Below are 15,674 nucleotides of genomic sequence, written 5' to 3'. Positions count from 1 at the left end.
GTTACACCGCTTTCGCGAGCAAGCCCGCTCCCACATGGGTTATGCGCAGGTTACTGCTTCTCGAGCAACCACTTGCGCTCGCCCGGAGTGAACGAAGGCATTTCGTCTGCCTGCGCCGTATTCACGGTCTGGAAAATCTCCAGCTCCTTGCCTTTACGCGCAAAGATCCAGGCGTTGCCTTGGCCATTGAGTTGCAGCCACATGTTGTCATTGCCGCCGCTCATGGATGCGCAATCGCCAGCCAGGCACAACGCATAGCGGTCGCTGCCGGGCAGGCCGGTCACCTGGCCGTCGGCCTGGAATTGAACCGTGTTGCCTTCGCCGGTACCGCTGACGATTGTCCAGCTGCCGCCCATGTAGGCTGAATACAGCGCACGTTCGAAGCTGGCGCCGATTGGAGCGCCGTCCGGCACCGGAATCAGGGCGCGGTCGAAAACCTGCTCGGGCTCGTTGTCGCTGGCGGACTGGCTGAGTTGCTTGCCGTCACGCTTCAGCTCGCTGGCCGAGCTGCCATAAAAGTCGATTTTCCAGGCGCCGGATTCTTCACCGAGCAGCTTGCCGTCGACATTTTCAAAACCATTGGTGTAGCGGGCCTGACCGGCCTTGGTGTTGATGTCCCATTCCAGGTTCGGGCCATAGGCCTGGAGTGCTTCACGCAGGGGGACGCCTTTGGCGGCAGCATCGATCGCCACCTGGTTGATCCAGGTGCCGCTGATATCTCGGTCGGCAGGGTTGCTGGCACATCCGCCCAGGAACAGGGCGAGCAGCGAGAGAGCAAGCGCGTTGCGCATGGTGGAATCCTTTCAAGCTTACTTTACAGCAGAGCAGTCGGCGCAGCCCGAGGCTGCGCCGCACGCATTACTCGATGACCAGGATGGCATCCATTTCAACCTGCGAACCCTTTGGCAGGGCCGCTACGCCGATGGCGGCGCGGGCAGGGTAAGGCTGGTCGAAGTACTTGCCCATGATCTCGTTGACCTTGGCGAAGTGGCTCAGGTCGGTGAGGAAGATGTTCAGCTTGACGATGTCCTTGAACGAACCGCCGGCCGCTTCTGCCACGGCTTTGAGGTTCTCGAACACCTGAATGGTCTGGGCTTCGAAGCCTTCGACCAGTTCCATGGTTTTTGGGTCCAGAGGAATCTGACCTGACATGTAAACGGTGTTGCCAGCCTTGATCGCCTGGGAGTAAGTACCGATGGCGGCCGGGGCCTTGTCGCTGGTGATAACAGTCTTGGTCATGTATGACTCCTTGTAATGAGGTGGCTACGTTTGCGAACTACGCACGCATGCGGGTGATGCGAATCACCCCGGTCAAGGCGCGCAGTTTCTTGATCACGCGGGCCAGGTGCACGCGGTCGTGCACGCTGACCACCAACTGGACCACGCTGATGCGACCATCGCGTTCGTCCATGCTGATTTTCTCGATATTGCCGTCGGCGGCGTTGACGCTGCTGGCCAGCAGGGCGATCAGGCCGCGCTGGTGCTCCAGCTCGACGCGCAGCTCGACGTTGAATTCGCCGGTGACATCCTTGGCCCACGAGAGCTGGATGCATTTTTCCGGGTTGTGGCGGATTTCGCTGATGTTGCGGCAGTTGTCCAGGTGCACGACCATGCCTTTGCCCGCGGACAGGTGGCCGACAATCGGGTCGCCCGGGATCGGCGTACAGCACTTGGCATAGCTGAGCACCAGGCCTTCGGTACCGCGAATCGCCAGCGGGCCTTCCGGGCTCGGCAACTGTTCGCCTTCACCCAGCAGTCGGCGAGCCACCACATAGGCCATGCGATTGCCCAGGCCGATGTCTTCGAGCAGATCTTCGACCAGTTCGAGGCGGTACTCGACGAGCATGGCCTTGACGCGCTCGGCCGGAATTTTTTCCAGTGAGCTGTCGAAGCCATTGAGGACCTTGTTCAGCAGGCGTTCGCCGAGGCTGATGGACTCGGAGCGGCGTTGCAGTTTCAGAGCGTGGCGGATGTGCGTGCGTGCCTTGCCGGTGACCACGAAGTTGAGCCACGCCGGGTTCGGCCGCGCGCCGGGCGCACTGACGATCTCGACCGTGGAGCCGCTTTGCAGCGGTTCGGACAGCGGTGCGAGACGGCGGTTGATCCGGCAGGCGATGCAGCTGTTGCCCACGTCGGTGTGCACCGCGTAGGCGAAGTCGACCGCCGTGGAGCCCTTGGGCAGCTCCATGATCCGGCCTTTGGGCGTGAACACGTAGACCTCGTCCGGGAACAGGTCGATCTTCACGCTTTCGATGAATTCCAGCGAGTTGCCGGCACGTTGCTGCATTTCCAGCACGCCTTTGACCCACTGGCGGGCGCGGGCGTGAGTGCCTTTTGGCTGCTCGTCGCCGCTGGATTTGTACAGCCAATGGGCGGCGATGCCATTGTTCGCCATCTCTTCCATTTCACGGGTGCGGATCTGGATCTCGATCGGAACACCGTGCATGCCGAACAGCGTGGTGTGCAGCGATTGATAGCCGTTGGCCTTGGGGATCGCGATGTAATCCTTGAAGCGTCCCGGTAACGGTTTGTACAAATTATGTACAGCACCCAGCACGCGGTAGCAGGTATCGACCTTGTCGACGATGATCCGGAACGCGTAGACGTCCATGATCTCGTTGAAGGCCCGACGCTTGCCGCGCATTTTCTTGTAGATGCCGTAGAGGTGTTTCTGGCGCCCGCTGACCTCGCCCTGGATGCCGTCGATGGCCAGGCAGTGGCTTAAGGATTCTTCGATCTTGTTGACGATTTCCTTGCGGTTGCCCCGGGCGCGTTTGACGGCCTGGTAGATCCGCGCGGAACGCATCGGGTGCATGGCCTTGAAGCCGAGGTCTTCGAATTCTATGCGGATGGCGTGCATGCCCAGCCGGTTGGCGATGGGCGCATAGATTTCCAGGGTTTCCTTGGCGATGCGCCGGCGTTTTTCGCCGGACAGCACTTCCAGGGTGCGCATGTTGTGCAGGCGGTCGGCCAGCTTGACCAGGATCACGCGAATGTCGCGGGCCATGGCCATGGCCATTTTCTGGAAGTTTTCGGCTTGGGCTTCGGCCTTGGTTTCGAAATTCATCTGGGTCAGTTTGCTGACCCCGTCAACCAGTTCGGCCACGGTTTCGCCGAACTGCGCTTGCAGCGCTTCCTTGGCAATACCGGTGTCTTCGATCACGTCATGCAGCATGGCGGCCATCAGGCTCTGATGGTCCATGTGCATGTCGGCAAGAATATTCGCCACGGCAAGAGGATGCGTGACATACGCCTCACCGCTACGGCGGCGTTGGCCGTCGTGGGCTTGTTCGGCGTAGAAATACGCTCGGCGGACCAGGTTGACCTGGTCTTTGCCGAGGTAGGTCGATAAGCGATCGGCGAGGGCGTCTATGCTCGGCATGATGTCTCCTGCCGTAAGCTGTGATCCCGCGCCGTGCTACGTCGACCAGGCATAGGCTTAGACGGCCTCGTTGGACTCGTCCTCGAATGCAGCAAAAAGCGGTTCATCTTCAACGATTTCGGCTTCAGCGATAGCTGCGTAGTCGATCAGGCCTTCAGCGATTTCGCGCAGGGCGACGACGGTAGGCTTGTCGTTTTCCCATGCTACTTTCGGCTCTTTGCCGCCGGTGGCCAGTTGACGGGCACGCTTGGTAGAGAGCATGACCAGCTCAAAGCGGTTATCCACGTGTTCTAGGCAGTCTTCAACGGTTACGCGGGCCATGGTCTTCCTCGTAGCAAATGCAATATGCGCGCTGCCCGGATGGGCGAGCGGACTCAACAGTTTAAAAAATCACCAGCGATTAGGGAAGCGCTGATTTTTTAACCAAGCCCTTCAACGCGCTGCAAGTACCAATGTAAAGCCCTTGCAGCGGTTTTGGGAAGAGCTGATTAACCGAGCAATTCAGCCAGCAATTTGCCGTGACGCTGCTGCTGACGCTTCTGAATCAGCTGATTGGCGCGGAAAATCGCCTTCAGGTCGTGCAGCGCGTGGGCGAAATCGTCGTTGATGATCAGGTAGTCGTAATCGACGTAGTGGCTCATTTCGCTGACGGCTTCGCGCATGCGGCCGTCAATGATCTCGTCACTGTCCTGGCCACGATTGGTCAGGCGCTGGTGCAGGGCCTGCAATGACGGCGGCAGAATGAAGACCGAGCGAGCCTGAGGCATCAGCTTGCGCACTTGCTCGGCACCTTGCCAGTCGATTTCCAGAATCAGGTCGTGGCCTTCGTCCAGGGTCTGCTGCAGGTGGCTTTGCGAGGTACCGTAGAGGTTGCCGAACACTTCGGCGCGCTCGAGGAAATCGCCGTGCTCGATCATCTTCACGAACTCGCTGCGGTCGACGAAGTGATAGTTCACGCCATTCACTTCACCGGGACGCATGGCGCGGGTGGTGTGGGAGACCGAAACGCGGATCTCCGGATCGGCGTCGGTCAGGGCCTTGACCAGGCTGCTCTTGCCCGCGCCCGAAGGGGCGGAAATGATGTACAGGGTGCCAGTGCTATGTGTCATGTCGGGGTAGCCTTACTCAATATTCTGCACTTGTTCGCGCATCTGCTCGATCAACACCTTGAGGTTGACCGCCGCCTGGGTGCTGCGCGGGTCGAAGGCTTTGGAGCCCAGTGTGTTGGCTTCGCGGTTGAGTTCCTGCATCAAAAAGTCCAGGCGCCGACCGGCAGCGCCGCCGGATTTGAGCACCCGGCGAACTTCGATGATGTGAGTGCTCAGGCGATCCAGTTCTTCGGCGACGTCGCTTTTTTGCGCGAGCATGACCATTTCCTGCTCCAGACGCTGCGGGTCCATCTCGGCCTTCATGTCGGCGAAGCGGTCGAGGACTTTCTGGCGCTGGGTGGCGAGCATTTGCGGAACCAGTTCGCGCAGGGTCACCACGTCTTCTTCGATGGAGGTCAGGCGCTCGTCAATCAGCCGCGCCAGCTCCGCGCCTTCGCGCTCGCGGCCGGCCTTCAGTTCCTTGAGGCCCTGATTGAACAGTGCCAGCGCTTCGGCGTTCAAGGCTTGCGGGTCGGTGGCGTCGCCTACCAGCACACCGGGCCAGGCCAGGACTTCCAGCGGGTTCAGCGCTGCCGGGTTCTTGATCAGGCTGGCGATGGTCTCGGCGGCAGCGACCAGTTGCGCGGCGCGCTCCTGATCGATTTGCAGCGCTTTGCCGGTGTTTTCTTCGGTGAAGCGCAAGGTGCATTCAAGCTTGCCCCGGGATACACCCTGGCGCAGGGCTTCGCGAACCGCGCCCTCAAGGTCGCGAAAGGACTCCGGCAGGCGTAGGTGGGGTTCCAGGTAGCGGCTGTTGACCGACCGCAGCTCCCAGCTCAGGGTGCCCTGGACGCCGGCTTTTTCGACGCGGGCGAAGGCGGTCATGCTGTGCACCATGGCGGTACCTCGCAATGCAGATCGGCACAGAACCGAGGTTCCGGGAATCCGATATCAATGAATTAAAGCCGACTGGCAGCAAAGGCGCAGGATTGTAGCGCAGTGGCACGGATGCGCCCAAACACACGGTGTGACAAAGAGCGGCAGGCCTTCGCCGACACGCAGTACAGAGCCCTCGGTCGTCGGCGGATTTTTTTAGATGTGCCCAGTGGCGGCCGGCGGCTCTATAATGCTCCGCAGTTTTCCGTCCCCAGTACAGGTACTCCCTATGATACGTCCAAGTGGTCGCGCTGCCGATCAGCTCCGCTCGATCCGCATCACCCGCAACTACACCAAACACGCCGAGGGTTCTGTGCTGGTCGAGTTCGGTGATACCAAGGTCATCTGCACCGTCAGCGTTGAACCGGGCGTACCGCGTTTCCTGAAAGGCCAGGGCCAGGGTTGGTTGACTGCCGAATACGGCATGCTGCCGCGTGCTACTGGCGAACGTAACCAGCGTGAAGCCAGCCGTGGCAAGCAAGGCGGCCGCACCCTGGAAATCCAGCGTCTGATCGGTCGTTCCCTGCGCGCTGCGCTGGACATGTCCAAGCTGGGCGACGTCACCCTGTACGTCGACTGCGACGTGATCCAGGCCGATGGCGGCACCCGCACTGCTTCGATCACCGGCTCCATGGTTGCGCTGATCGATGCCTTGAAAGTCATCAAGAAGCGTGGTGGCCTGAAGGGCGGCGACCCGGTCAAGCAGATGATCGCCGCTGTTTCCGTGGGCATGTACAAGGGTGAGCCTGTGCTCGACCTCGACTACCTGGAAGACTCGGCCGCCGAGACTGACCTGAACGTGGTGATGACCAGCACTGGCGGTTTCATCGAAGTCCAGGGCACTGCCGAAGGCGCGCCGTTCCAGCCTGAAGAGCTGAACGCCATGCTCGAACTGGCGAAGAAAGGCATGAACGAAATCTTCGAACTGCAAAAGGCCGCATTGGCCGACTGACCGGACTGCTCCAGACAAGGAGGACACCATGAGTGACGAACAACTGCCGCTGCCCAGGCCGAGCCAGGAGGTTCGTCAGTGGGCCATGTTTTGCCACTTGTCCGCCTTGCTGGGGATCTGGATTCCGTTCGGCACGATCATCGGGCCGCTGATTCTCTGGCAGATGAAGCGCGAGATGGACCCGTTCATTGATGCCCAGGGCAAGGAAGCGCTGAATTTTCAGATCAGCGTCGCCATTGCCTCGGCCATTTGCTTCCTGCTGATGGTGGTGATTATCGGGTTCTTCCTGTTTGGCCTGATCGCCATCGGTGCGCTGGTGTTGACGATCATTGCCGGGGTGAAGGCCAATGAAGGGCAGCCTTATCGGTATCCGTTCACTTGGCGGCTGATCAAATAACGATCAATGAAGATTCCCCTGTAGGAGCGAGCCTGCTCGCGATAGCGGTCTGACAGCCACCGCATCGGTAACTGATGTATCGTCATCGCGAGCAAGCTCGCTCCCACAGAAGAGCAAAAACAAGTACCCACAAAAAAGCCGACCCTGAAGTCGGCTTTTTTGTGTCTGCAAAACGACGCTTAGATGGTCAGCGTCCAGTCGTAGTCCACGATCAGCGGCGCGTGTTGCGAGAACCGCGGCTGGCGTGGCAGGCGTGCGCTACGTACGAAGCGGCGCAGGCCCGGGGTCAGCAGTTGATAGTCGAAGCGCCAACCGAGGTTGAGCATTTCCGCCTGTTCATTATCCGGCCACCAGCTGTACTGGTCGCCTTCACGGCTGACTTCACGCAGGGCGTCGACATAACCCATGTTGCCGACAATCTCGTCCATCCAGGCACGTTCAGGTGCCAGGAAGCCCGGAGATTGCTGGCTGTCGCGCCAGTTCTTGATATCCAGCTTCTGTTGCGCCACGTACAGCGAGCCACAATAAATGTACTCGCGACGTTTGCGCCGCTGTTTATCCAGATAACGGGCGAAGTCGTCCATTAGCTTGAACTTCTGGTTCAAGTCTTCATCGCCATTCTGCCCCGAAGGGAGCAGCAAGGTCGCGATGCTGACCTTGTCGAAATCGGCTTGCAGGTAGCGCCCGTAGCGGTCGGCCGTCTCGAAACCGAGACCGCTGATGACAGCCTTCGGTTGCAGCCGCGAATACAAAGCCACGCCACCTTGGGCGGGGACTTCGGCATCGCAGGCATAAAGGAAGTATCCATCCAGTTGGAAGGCTGGATCGTCCAGTTCAAAGGCGGAGGCGCGGGTGTCCTGCAGGCAGATGACGTCGGCATTCTGTGCTTGCAGCCAACTGAGCAAACCACGCTCGACTGCAGCCTGAATACCATTGACGTTCACACTGATGATCCGCATAAATGGCCCCAAAAATCGCGTGCGTGTATGATACACGGCGTCAAGCTAATTAGCTAAATCCGTGGTATTTGGGGTTTTTTTCATGCAAGCGTATCAGCGCGATTTCATTCGTTTTGCCATCGATCGCGGCGTTTTGCGCTTCGGTGAGTTCACCCTGAAGTCCGGGCGCACCAGTCCTTACTTCTTCAATGCTGGCCTGTTCAACTCAGGTTCGGCCCTGGCGCAGCTGGGTCGTTTCTACGCCGCCGCCATTGCCGAGAGTGGCATTCCCTTCGACGTGTTGTTTGGCCCGGCCTACAAAGGCATCCCGTTGGCGGCGACCACCGCCGTGGCGCTGGCTGAACATCACAACCGTGACCTGCCATGGTGCTTCAATCGCAAGGAAGCCAAGGCCCACGGCGAAGGCGGCAGCCTGGTTGGCGCGCCGCTGACCGGCGAAGTGCTGATCATCGACGACGTGATCACTGCCGGCACCGCCATTCGCGAAGTGATGCAGATCATCGCCTCCCAGGACGGCGCCAAAGCGGCCGGCGTGCTGATCGCGCTGAACCGTCAGGAACGCGGCAACGGTGAACTGTCGGCGATCCAGGAAGTGGAGCGTGACTTCGGCATTCCGGTGATCAGCATTGTTTCACTGAACCAGGTGCTGGAATTCCTGGCGGACGATCCTCAACTCAAGCAACACCTGCCTGCTGTCGAAGCGTACCGCGCCCAGTTCGGCGTTTAACCGCAATTCCCTTGTAGGAGCGAGCTTGCTCCGGGCGGCGTTCCGACGATGCACGTCAGAGCGCCGCTTTTCGCCGGGCACCCCCGCGTTATCGTTGACGTTTATCGCGAGCAAGCTCGCTCCTACAGGGATTGTGGAATAAAAAAGACCCCGCTCAGCCAGGCTGAGCGGGGTCTTTTGTTTTGCGCGATCGCTTAGTGACGCTTGCGATTGCTGATCAGGGTGCCCACGCCGGTATCGGTGAAGATTTCCAGCAGGATCGCGTTCGGCACGCGACCGTCGATGATCAGCGAGCTGCCCACACCGCCCTGGACCGCTTCCAGTGCGCAACGGATCTTCGGCAGCATGCCACCGTAGATGGTGCCGTCGGCGATCAGTTCGTCGACCTGTGCAGTGCTCAGGCCGGTCAGGACCTTGCCCGACTTGTCCATCAGGCCGGCGATGTTGGTCAGCAGCATCAGCTTCTCGGCTTTCAGCGCTTCGGCGACTTTACCGGCCACCAGGTCAGCGTTGATGTTGTACGACTCGCCGTTGGCGCCGACACCGATTGGTGCGATCACCGGAATGAAGTCGCCCTTGACCAGCAGGTTCAGCAAGTCGGTATTGATCCCGACCACTTCGCCCACATGGCCGATGTCGATGATTTCCGGGGTGGTCATTTCCGGGGTCTGGCGGGTGACGGTGAGCTTTTTCGCACGAATCAGCTCGGCGTCTTTGCCGGTCAGGCCGATGGCGCTGCCGCCATGACGGTTGATCAGGTTGACGATGTCCTTGTTGACCTGGCCGCCGAGGACCATTTCCACCACGTCCATGGTCGCAGCGTCGGTGACGCGCATGCCGTCGACAAAGTGACTCTCGATCGACAGGCGCTTGAGCAGGTCACCGATTTGCGGGCCGCCGCCGTGAACCACCACCGGGTTGATGCCCACGGCCTTCATCAGCACGATGTCGCGGGCGAAGCCGGTTTTCAGCTCCTCGCTTTCCATCGCGTTGCCGCCGTATTTGATCACCAGGGTCTTGCCGACGTATCGGCGGATATAAGGCAACGCTTCGGACAGGACCTTGGCGGTGTTGGCGGCGGCTTCGCGTTCGAGGGTCATTCAGGGCTCCGGGTGAATCAGAACGGTAGTTGGAGATCAGGTGCAACGCGCTTGAGCTGGATGCGGAACACATCCTTGATGCGTTGCAGTTCAGCCTCGTCATCGGCCTCGAAACGCAGCACCAGCACCGGTGTGGTGTTGGACGCACGTACCAGGCCCCAGCCTTTGGCATAGTCGACTCGCACGCCGTCAATGGTAGTCAGGTCGGCGCCTGCGCCCCACTGTGCGTCGTGCAGTGCATCAATGATGCTGAATTTGCTCTCTTCGGTCACATGTATATTGATTTCCGGCGTAGAAATATCGTTCGGGAAGGTCGCGAACAGCTCTTCGGCCGAGGATTTTTCCTTGCTGAGGATTTCCAGCAACCGCGCGGCGCTGTAGATGCCGTCGTCAAAACCGAACCAGCGCTCCTTGAAGAAGATATGCCCGCTCATTTCGCCGGCCAACAGGGCGCCGGATTGTTTCATTTTCTTTTTGATCAACGAGTGACCGGTCTTCCACATTAACGAGCGGCCGCCGTACTCCTTGATCAACGGGATCAGGCGGCGGGTGCATTTGACGTCGAAGATGATCTCGGCGCCCGGGTTGCGCGCTACGACGTCGCGGGCGAACAGCATCAGCAGGCGGTCCGGGTAAACGATGCTGCCAGTGTTGGTCACCACGCCGACGCGGTCGCCGTCGCCGTCGAAGGCCAGGCCGATGTCCGCCTTGGTTTCCTTGACCTTGTTGATCAGGTCCACAAGGTTTTCCGGCTTGCCCGGGTCCGGGTGGTGGTTCGGGAAGTTGCCGTCGACCTCACAGAACAGCGGGATGACTTCGCAGTTCAGCGCTTCGATCAGTTGCGGAGCAATCACGCCGGCCGCGCCGTTGCCGCAGTCGACGACCACTTTCAGGCGACGGGCCAGCTTGATGTCCTGGACGATTTCGGTGGTGTAGCGGTCGAGGATCTCGACCTGGGTGATGCTGCCCTGGCCGCTGCTCAGGTTGTTGGTCTTGAGGCGGTCGTGCAGGGCCTGGATCTGTTCGTTGGCCAGGGTGTCGCCGGCAATGACGATCTTGAAGCCGTTGTAGTTCGACGGGTTGTGGCTGCCGGTGAGCATCACGCCGGATTTGCCGGCGAGCACGTTGGCGGCGTAGTAGAGCGCCGGAGTCGGGACCAGGCCGACATCGCTGACGTGGCAGCCGCTGTCGGCGATGCCTTTGATCAGTTGCGCGACCAGTTCCGGGCCGGACAAGCGGCCATCGCGACCGACGGACACGTTTGGTTCGCCTTGGGCCAGGCTTTGGGAGCCGACGGCGCGGCCGATCCAGTAAGCGGTTTCAGCGTTCAGGAATTCCGGGACAGTGCCGCGAATGTCGTAGGCGCGGAAGATGCTGTCGGGGAACTTGGGTGCGATTTTGGCCGGGGTGCTCATCTGTGGAAATGCTCCATCTCGAAAGTGGCTGGACAGGCCGCCGAGTCATTCGGCGGCAGGCTCAAACTGAAGGGTATGACGGCGTTTTCCACAGAGAGTTCGTGGTGTGAAAGGGCCATGACACCCCCGACAGCAAGGGTTTGGCCGGGCAATGCCTTGATTTTCGGAGCTAAACCTTGCAGATGACAATTTGAATTTTGTGGCGAGCTCCCTCGCCACAATGGATCTCTATCGAATTAACGGGTGCCGGTATGGCCGAAACCGCCAGTGCCGCGCTCGGTTTCAACAAACTCTTCAACCATCTCGAAGTGAGCCTGTACCACCGGTACCAGCACCAGTTGCGCCAGACGCTCGCCGACCGGCATGGTGAATTCGGTCTGGCCCCGGTTCCAGCAGGAGACCATCAATGGGCCCTGGTAATCGGAGTCGATCAGCCCGACCAGATTGCCCAGCACGATGCCGTGCTTATGGCCCATCCCCGAGCGTGGCAGAATCAGCGCCGCCAGGTTCGGGTCGCCGATGTAGACCGACAGGCCGGTGGGGATCAGCACGGTTTCACCCGGCTTGATCACGGTGTCCTGTTCCAGCATGGCGCGCAGGTCGAGGCCGGCGGAGCCTGGTGTGGCGTATTGCGGCAGCGGGAATTCGGTACCGATGCGGGGGTCGAGGATCTTGGCTTGCAAAGCGTGCATGTAAATTAAACCTGGTTCAGACGTTCGGCGATAAAAGTGATCAGCTGGCGAGCAATCTTGCTCTTGCTGGTCTGGGCGAAAAGTGTGGCGTGAAGCTCACGGTCGATGACGCTGCAGGCGTTTTCTTCGCTGTTGAAGCCAATGCTCGGGTTGGCAACGTCGTTGGCGACGATCAAATCGAGGTTCTTGTCTTTCAGCTTGCGTGCAGCGTAATCGAGCAGGTGTTCGGTCTCGGCGGCGAAACCGACACTGAACGGACGGTCGGGGCGGGTGGCGATGGTGGCCAGGATGTCCGGGTTGCGTACCATCTGTAGCAACAAGCCGTCGCCGTTCGTAGGATCTTTCTTGAGTTTCTGTGGGGCGACGACTTCCGGGCGGTAGTCCGCGACTGCTGCCGAAGCGATGAACAGGTCGCAAGGAATCGCCGCTTCGCACGCGGCGAGCATGTCGCGGGCGCTGACCACATCGATGCGGGTGACGCGATCCGGCGTCGGCAAATGCACGGGGCCGGTGATCAGGGTCACGCGGGCACCGGCTTCCACGGCGGCTTCGGCCAGAGCAAAGCCCATTTTCCCGGAGCTGTGGTTGGTGATGTAGCGCACCGGGTCGATGTTTTCCTGGGTCGGGCCGGCGGTGATCAGCACGTGTTTGCCGGTCAGTGCCTGACGCTGGAAGCAGTCGGCGGCACATTGCGCCAGATCAAGGGCTTCGAGCATGCGCCCCAGGCCCACGTCGCCGCAGGCCTGGCTGCCGGACGCCGGGCCGAATACCTTGATGTCACGGCTTTCAAGGGTCTGCAGGTTGGCTTGCGTCGCCGGGTCGCGCCACATGGCCTGGTTCATGGCCGGGGCAACGGCGACTACGGCGTCGGTGGCCAGCACCAGCGTGGTCAGCAGATCATTGGCGATGCCTTGGGCCAGTCGGGCAATGAGGTCCGCCGTGCCGGGGGCGATCAGTACCAGATCGGCCCATTTGGCCAGCTCGATGTGGCCCATGGCTGCTTCGGCCGCCGGGTCCAGCAGATCCAGGTGAACCGGGTGACCGGACAGGGCCTGCATGGTCAGAGGGGTGATGAACTCTGCTCCGCCACGGGTCATGACCACGCGCACTTCGGCGCCCTGATCGATCAGGCGGCGAACCAGGTCGGCGCTCTTGTAGGCAGCGATACCGCCGCCGACGCCCAGAACAATGCGTTTCCGATACAGCCGCTGCATAGGCCTGCCTTTCAATTCGTTGGTGACATACGTGGCGAAACCCCCTCCCCAGGGTGAATTCGCCCGCAAAAAAGATGGGCTACGATATCACAGCGACCGCTACGGAACAGCGGTGCCCACAGACAGGGAGGTGCTATGAGTATTCGTGATTGGCCGGCGGCGGAACGGCCGCGGGAGAAGCTGCTGGAACAGGGATCGGCGAGTCTTTCCGATGCCGAGTTGCTGGCGATATTTTTACGAACCGGTGTGTCCGGCAAAAGCGCGGTAGATCTGGCGCGGCATCTGCTGAGCGAGTTTGGCAGCCTGCGCTCGCTGCTGGAGGCTGACCTTTCGACATTCAGCGAGCAACTGGGCCTGGGCCCGGCAAAATTCGCACAGTTACAAGCCGTACTGGAAATGGGCCGGCGGCATCTGGCCGAGCGATTGCGCCACAGATCGGTGCTGGAAAACCCGCAAGCGGTGCGCGAATACCTCAAGTCGATGCTGCGTCACGAACCCCATGAGGTTTTCGGCTGCCTGTTTCTCGACTCCAAACATCAGGTGCTGACGTTTGAGAAACTGTTCCGCGGCTCGATCGACAACACCAGTGTTCACCCGCGACAGGTCGTCAAACGGGCGCTGGCCAATAACGCTGCGGCATTGATCCTCTGCCATAACCATCCGTCAGGTAACTCCGACCCCAGCCAGGCCGACCGACAGCTAACCCAACGTCTGCAAAAGGCGTTGGAGTTGATCGATGTACGGGTACTCGACCATTTCATCATCGGTGATGGAAACCCGTTGTCGATGGCCGAGTATGGGTGGATGTAGTGCGCGGCCCCTGTAGGAGCGAGCTTGCTCGCGATAAACCCGAGAACGCTGCGGGGTGTCTGGCTTCCCGCGTTATCGTTCACGACCATCGCGAGCAAGCTCGCTCCTACAGGGTTTTGTGTATGGCGGGTTATTTGATATTGACCTTGGAATAATCCTGCCGGCCGAACGGGCTGACCGAGTACCCCTCGACATCCTTGCGCGTCAGCGCGAAGGCCGTCGGGTGGGCCAGGGGCAACCACAGCGCCTGTTGCTGGATCTGCGTCTGCGCCTGTTCGTAGAGCTTGCTGCGCACACCTTGTTCGCCGGTGGTCTTGCCCGCGCTGATCAGCTTGTCCAGGTCCTGATTGCAATAGCGGGCGAAGTTGGTGCCCGACTTGACCGCCGCGCAGGAAAACTGCGGCGTGAGGAAGTTGTCCGGGTCGCCGTTGTCACCGGCCCAGCCCATGAACAGCAAGTCGTGTTCACCGGCCTTGGCGCGGCGGATCAGCTCGCCCCATTCGATCACGCGGATTTCAGCCTGAATGCCGATTTCCGCGAGGTCGGACTGAAGCAGTTGAGCGCCGAGGCTTGGGTTGGGGTTAAGCAGGCTGCCGGAAGGGCGGGTCCAGATGGTGGTCTGGAAGCCTTCCTTGAGCCCGGCCTTGGCCATCAAGGCTTTGGCCTTCGCGATGTCGTGAGGGTAACCCGGCAGGTTTTTCGCGTAGCTCCAGGTATTGGGCGGATACGGACCATTGGCCGCCTCGGCGGTGTCTTCGAACACGGCTTTGACATAGTTGGCCTTGTCGAAGGCGAGGTTGATGGCCTGACGCACTTCTGGCTTGTCCAGCGGCGGATGCTGGCTGTTGATGCCAACGAATGCGGTCATGAACGCGTCAGTCTTTTCGACTTTCAGGGTCGGCTCTTTCAGCGCTTCCTGTACGTCCAGGGGCTTGGGCGACAGGGCAATCTGGCATTCATTGCGGCGCAACTTCTGCAAACGTACGTTGGCATCCGGCGTGATGGCGAAGATCAGCGGATCTATAGCGGGTTTGCCACGGAAGTATTCAGGGTTGGCTTTGTAGCGAATCGAGGCGTCCTTCTGGAAGCGGGTGAGCACGAACGGCCCCGTGCCGATTGGCTGGCTGTTGAGTTTCTCAGGTGTGCCGGCCTTCATCAGTTTGTCGGCGTATTCGGCCGAATAGATCGAGGCAAAGCCCATGCTCAGCGTCGCCAGGAAGGTCGAATCCGGGTGGTCGAGGGTGAAGCGCACGGTTTGCGGGTCCAGTGCATCGATCTTCTTGATCAGTGCAGGCAACTGCATCGATTGTGCATGGGGGAAGCCGCTCTGGGCGACTTTGTGCCACGGATTGGCCGGGTCGAGCATGCGGTCGAAGCTGAAAATCACGTCTTCGGCGTTCAGGTCGCGCGTTGGGGTGAAGTATTCGGTGCGATGGAATTTCACCTGCGGGTGCAGCTTGAAGATGTAGTTCAGGCCGTCGGGGCTGACTTCCCAGCTGTCAGCGAGGCTGGCGACCACTTTGCCACTGGCCGTGTCGAAGTCCACCAGGCGATTCATCAGCACATCGGCCGAGGCGTTGGTGGTGGTCAGCGAGTTGTACTGCACCACGTCGAACCCTTCAGGGCTGGCCTCGGTGCAGACGCTCAGGGCGGCGGCAAAGGCCTGTGGACTCAGCAGAAGCGGGGCGAGCAACAGCGGTAGGGCAGCAAGGCGCATGGTCGGCTTCCTTTACAGATCGAAGGCCCATCTGCAAGTGCAGTCTGGAAAAGGCTTACCCTAGTGGGCTCTTTTGTAAATGACTATCCCCTTTTTCATTTTGGGGGGACTATAGGCGCCAGATTTTGCTGTGCAGCGGTTGAGCAAAACCCCTGGTTGGCTCGATGAGCGATTCTCTGCGACGAGCGGTCGCCATTGACGATAGCCTTTGTCCAAGGCGCTCGGAGCCCGGAAAGCGGGGTTTTTGTGAATTCTACGCACACTGAATGTTGTTGCTCTCCAGTC

General features: G+C 60.2%; 15 protein-coding genes and 1 pseudogene. 4 read left to right on the top strand and 12 right to left on the bottom strand.

Annotated features, from left to right (window positions below):
- Positions 1 to 50: 50 nt before the first annotated feature.
- The 6 genes from ACEN8Z_RS02205 to ACEN8Z_RS02180 all read right to left on the bottom strand — a co-directional run bounded on the left by ACEN8Z_RS02205 (position 51) and on the right by ACEN8Z_RS02180 (position 5,367).
- Positions 51 to 791 carry a hypothetical protein gene (locus tag ACEN8Z_RS02205; protein WP_442096384.1) on the bottom strand — a complete coding sequence of 247 codons (741 nt, stop codon included), beginning with the start codon at positions 789 to 791 and terminating at the stop codon, positions 51 to 53.
- Between the two features lie 67 nt (positions 792 to 858).
- Positions 859 to 1,239 carry a RidA family protein gene (locus ACEN8Z_RS02200; protein WP_015097371.1) on the bottom strand — a complete coding sequence of 127 codons (381 nt, stop codon included), beginning with the start codon at positions 1,237 to 1,239 and terminating at the stop codon, positions 859 to 861.
- Between the two features lie 37 nt (positions 1,240 to 1,276).
- On the bottom strand, positions 1,277 to 3,382 hold the full coding sequence (gene spoT / locus ACEN8Z_RS02195) for a bifunctional GTP diphosphokinase/guanosine-3',5'-bis pyrophosphate 3'-pyrophosphohydrolase (protein WP_007989580.1): 2,106 nt from the start codon (positions 3,380 to 3,382) through the stop codon (positions 1,277 to 1,279).
- A gap of 57 nt (positions 3,383 to 3,439) precedes the next feature.
- Positions 3,440 to 3,703, bottom strand: a complete 264-nt coding sequence (gene rpoZ, locus ACEN8Z_RS02190) for a DNA-directed RNA polymerase subunit omega (RefSeq protein WP_007921129.1) — start codon at positions 3,701 to 3,703, stop codon at positions 3,440 to 3,442.
- A 167-nt stretch (positions 3,704 to 3,870) separates the two neighbouring features.
- On the bottom strand, positions 3,871 to 4,491 hold the full coding sequence (gene gmk, locus ACEN8Z_RS02185) for a guanylate kinase (protein WP_007996527.1): 621 nt from the start codon (positions 4,489 to 4,491) through the stop codon (positions 3,871 to 3,873).
- A gap of 12 nt (positions 4,492 to 4,503) precedes the next feature.
- The gene (locus ACEN8Z_RS02180; protein ID WP_007996525.1) at positions 4,504 to 5,367 is read right to left on the bottom strand and encodes a YicC/YloC family endoribonuclease; all 864 of its coding nucleotides are present in this window, start codon (positions 5,365 to 5,367) and stop codon (positions 4,504 to 4,506) included.
- A 268-nt stretch (positions 5,368 to 5,635) separates the two neighbouring features.
- Between ACEN8Z_RS02180 and rph the strand changes: the two genes are divergently transcribed.
- Positions 5,636 to 6,358: a ribonuclease PH gene (gene rph / locus ACEN8Z_RS02175; RefSeq protein ID WP_414875636.1), complete on the top strand. Its 723-nt coding sequence runs from the start codon at positions 5,636 to 5,638 to the stop codon at positions 6,356 to 6,358.
- A 28-nt stretch (positions 6,359 to 6,386) separates the two neighbouring features.
- Positions 6,387 to 6,755: a DUF4870 domain-containing protein gene (locus tag ACEN8Z_RS02170; RefSeq protein ID WP_495596646.1), complete on the top strand. Its 369-nt coding sequence runs from the start codon at positions 6,387 to 6,389 to the stop codon at positions 6,753 to 6,755.
- Positions 6,756 to 6,934: 179 nt separating this feature from the next.
- On the opposite strand, the gene crc is transcribed toward ACEN8Z_RS02170, so the two are convergent.
- Entirely contained in the window at positions 6,935 to 7,714 is a 780-nt protein-coding gene (gene crc / locus ACEN8Z_RS02165) for a catabolite repression control protein Crc (RefSeq protein WP_003176915.1), read from the bottom strand.
- A gap of 82 nt (positions 7,715 to 7,796) precedes the next feature.
- Here crc and pyrE point away from each other — a divergent pair, with 82 nt between their 5' ends.
- On the top strand, positions 7,797 to 8,441 hold the full coding sequence (pyrE, locus tag ACEN8Z_RS02160) for an orotate phosphoribosyltransferase (protein WP_007954442.1): 645 nt from the start codon (positions 7,797 to 7,799) through the stop codon (positions 8,439 to 8,441).
- Between the two features lie 194 nt (positions 8,442 to 8,635).
- Here the strand turns inward: pyrE and argB are convergent, their stop codons facing one another.
- The 4 genes and pseudogenes from argB to coaBC all read right to left on the bottom strand — a co-directional run bounded on the left by argB (position 8,636) and on the right by coaBC (position 12,862).
- Entirely contained in the window at positions 8,636 to 9,541 is a 906-nt protein-coding gene (gene argB, locus ACEN8Z_RS02155) for an acetylglutamate kinase (protein ID WP_007996521.1), read from the bottom strand.
- Positions 9,542 to 9,558: 17 nt separating this feature from the next.
- Positions 9,559 to 10,962 (bottom strand): annotated as a pseudogene (locus tag ACEN8Z_RS02150) (phosphomannomutase/phosphoglucomutase); the annotation flags it as partial.
- A gap of 230 nt (positions 10,963 to 11,192) precedes the next feature.
- Positions 11,193 to 11,648, bottom strand: coding sequence for a dUTP diphosphatase (dut, locus tag ACEN8Z_RS02145; protein ID WP_007975171.1), 456 nt, complete (start codon positions 11,646 to 11,648; stop codon positions 11,193 to 11,195).
- A 5-nt stretch (positions 11,649 to 11,653) separates the two neighbouring features.
- The gene (gene coaBC, locus ACEN8Z_RS02140) at positions 11,654 to 12,862 is read right to left on the bottom strand and encodes a bifunctional phosphopantothenoylcysteine decarboxylase/phosphopantothenate--cysteine ligase CoaBC (RefSeq protein WP_007996515.1); all 1,209 of its coding nucleotides are present in this window, start codon (positions 12,860 to 12,862) and stop codon (positions 11,654 to 11,656) included.
- 135 nt (positions 12,863 to 12,997) lie between these two features.
- On the opposite strand from coaBC, the gene radC reads away from it, so the two are divergent.
- Positions 12,998 to 13,672 carry a RadC family protein gene (gene radC / locus ACEN8Z_RS02135; protein WP_495596645.1) on the top strand — a complete coding sequence of 225 codons (675 nt, stop codon included), beginning with the start codon at positions 12,998 to 13,000 and terminating at the stop codon, positions 13,670 to 13,672.
- A gap of 130 nt (positions 13,673 to 13,802) precedes the next feature.
- On the opposite strand, the gene ACEN8Z_RS02130 is transcribed toward radC, so the two are convergent.
- Positions 13,803 to 15,389 (bottom strand): ABC transporter substrate-binding protein, encoded by a 1,587-nt coding sequence (locus ACEN8Z_RS02130; protein WP_495596644.1) that lies wholly within the window; start codon positions 15,387 to 15,389, stop codon positions 13,803 to 13,805.
- Between the last annotated feature and the right edge of the window lie 285 nt (positions 15,390 to 15,674).

The organism is Pseudomonas sp. Pseusp10 (genome assembly GCF_059492225.1).
Note: the sequence above shows the minus strand (reverse complement) of the source record. Positions and strands in the feature narration are given on the sequence as shown.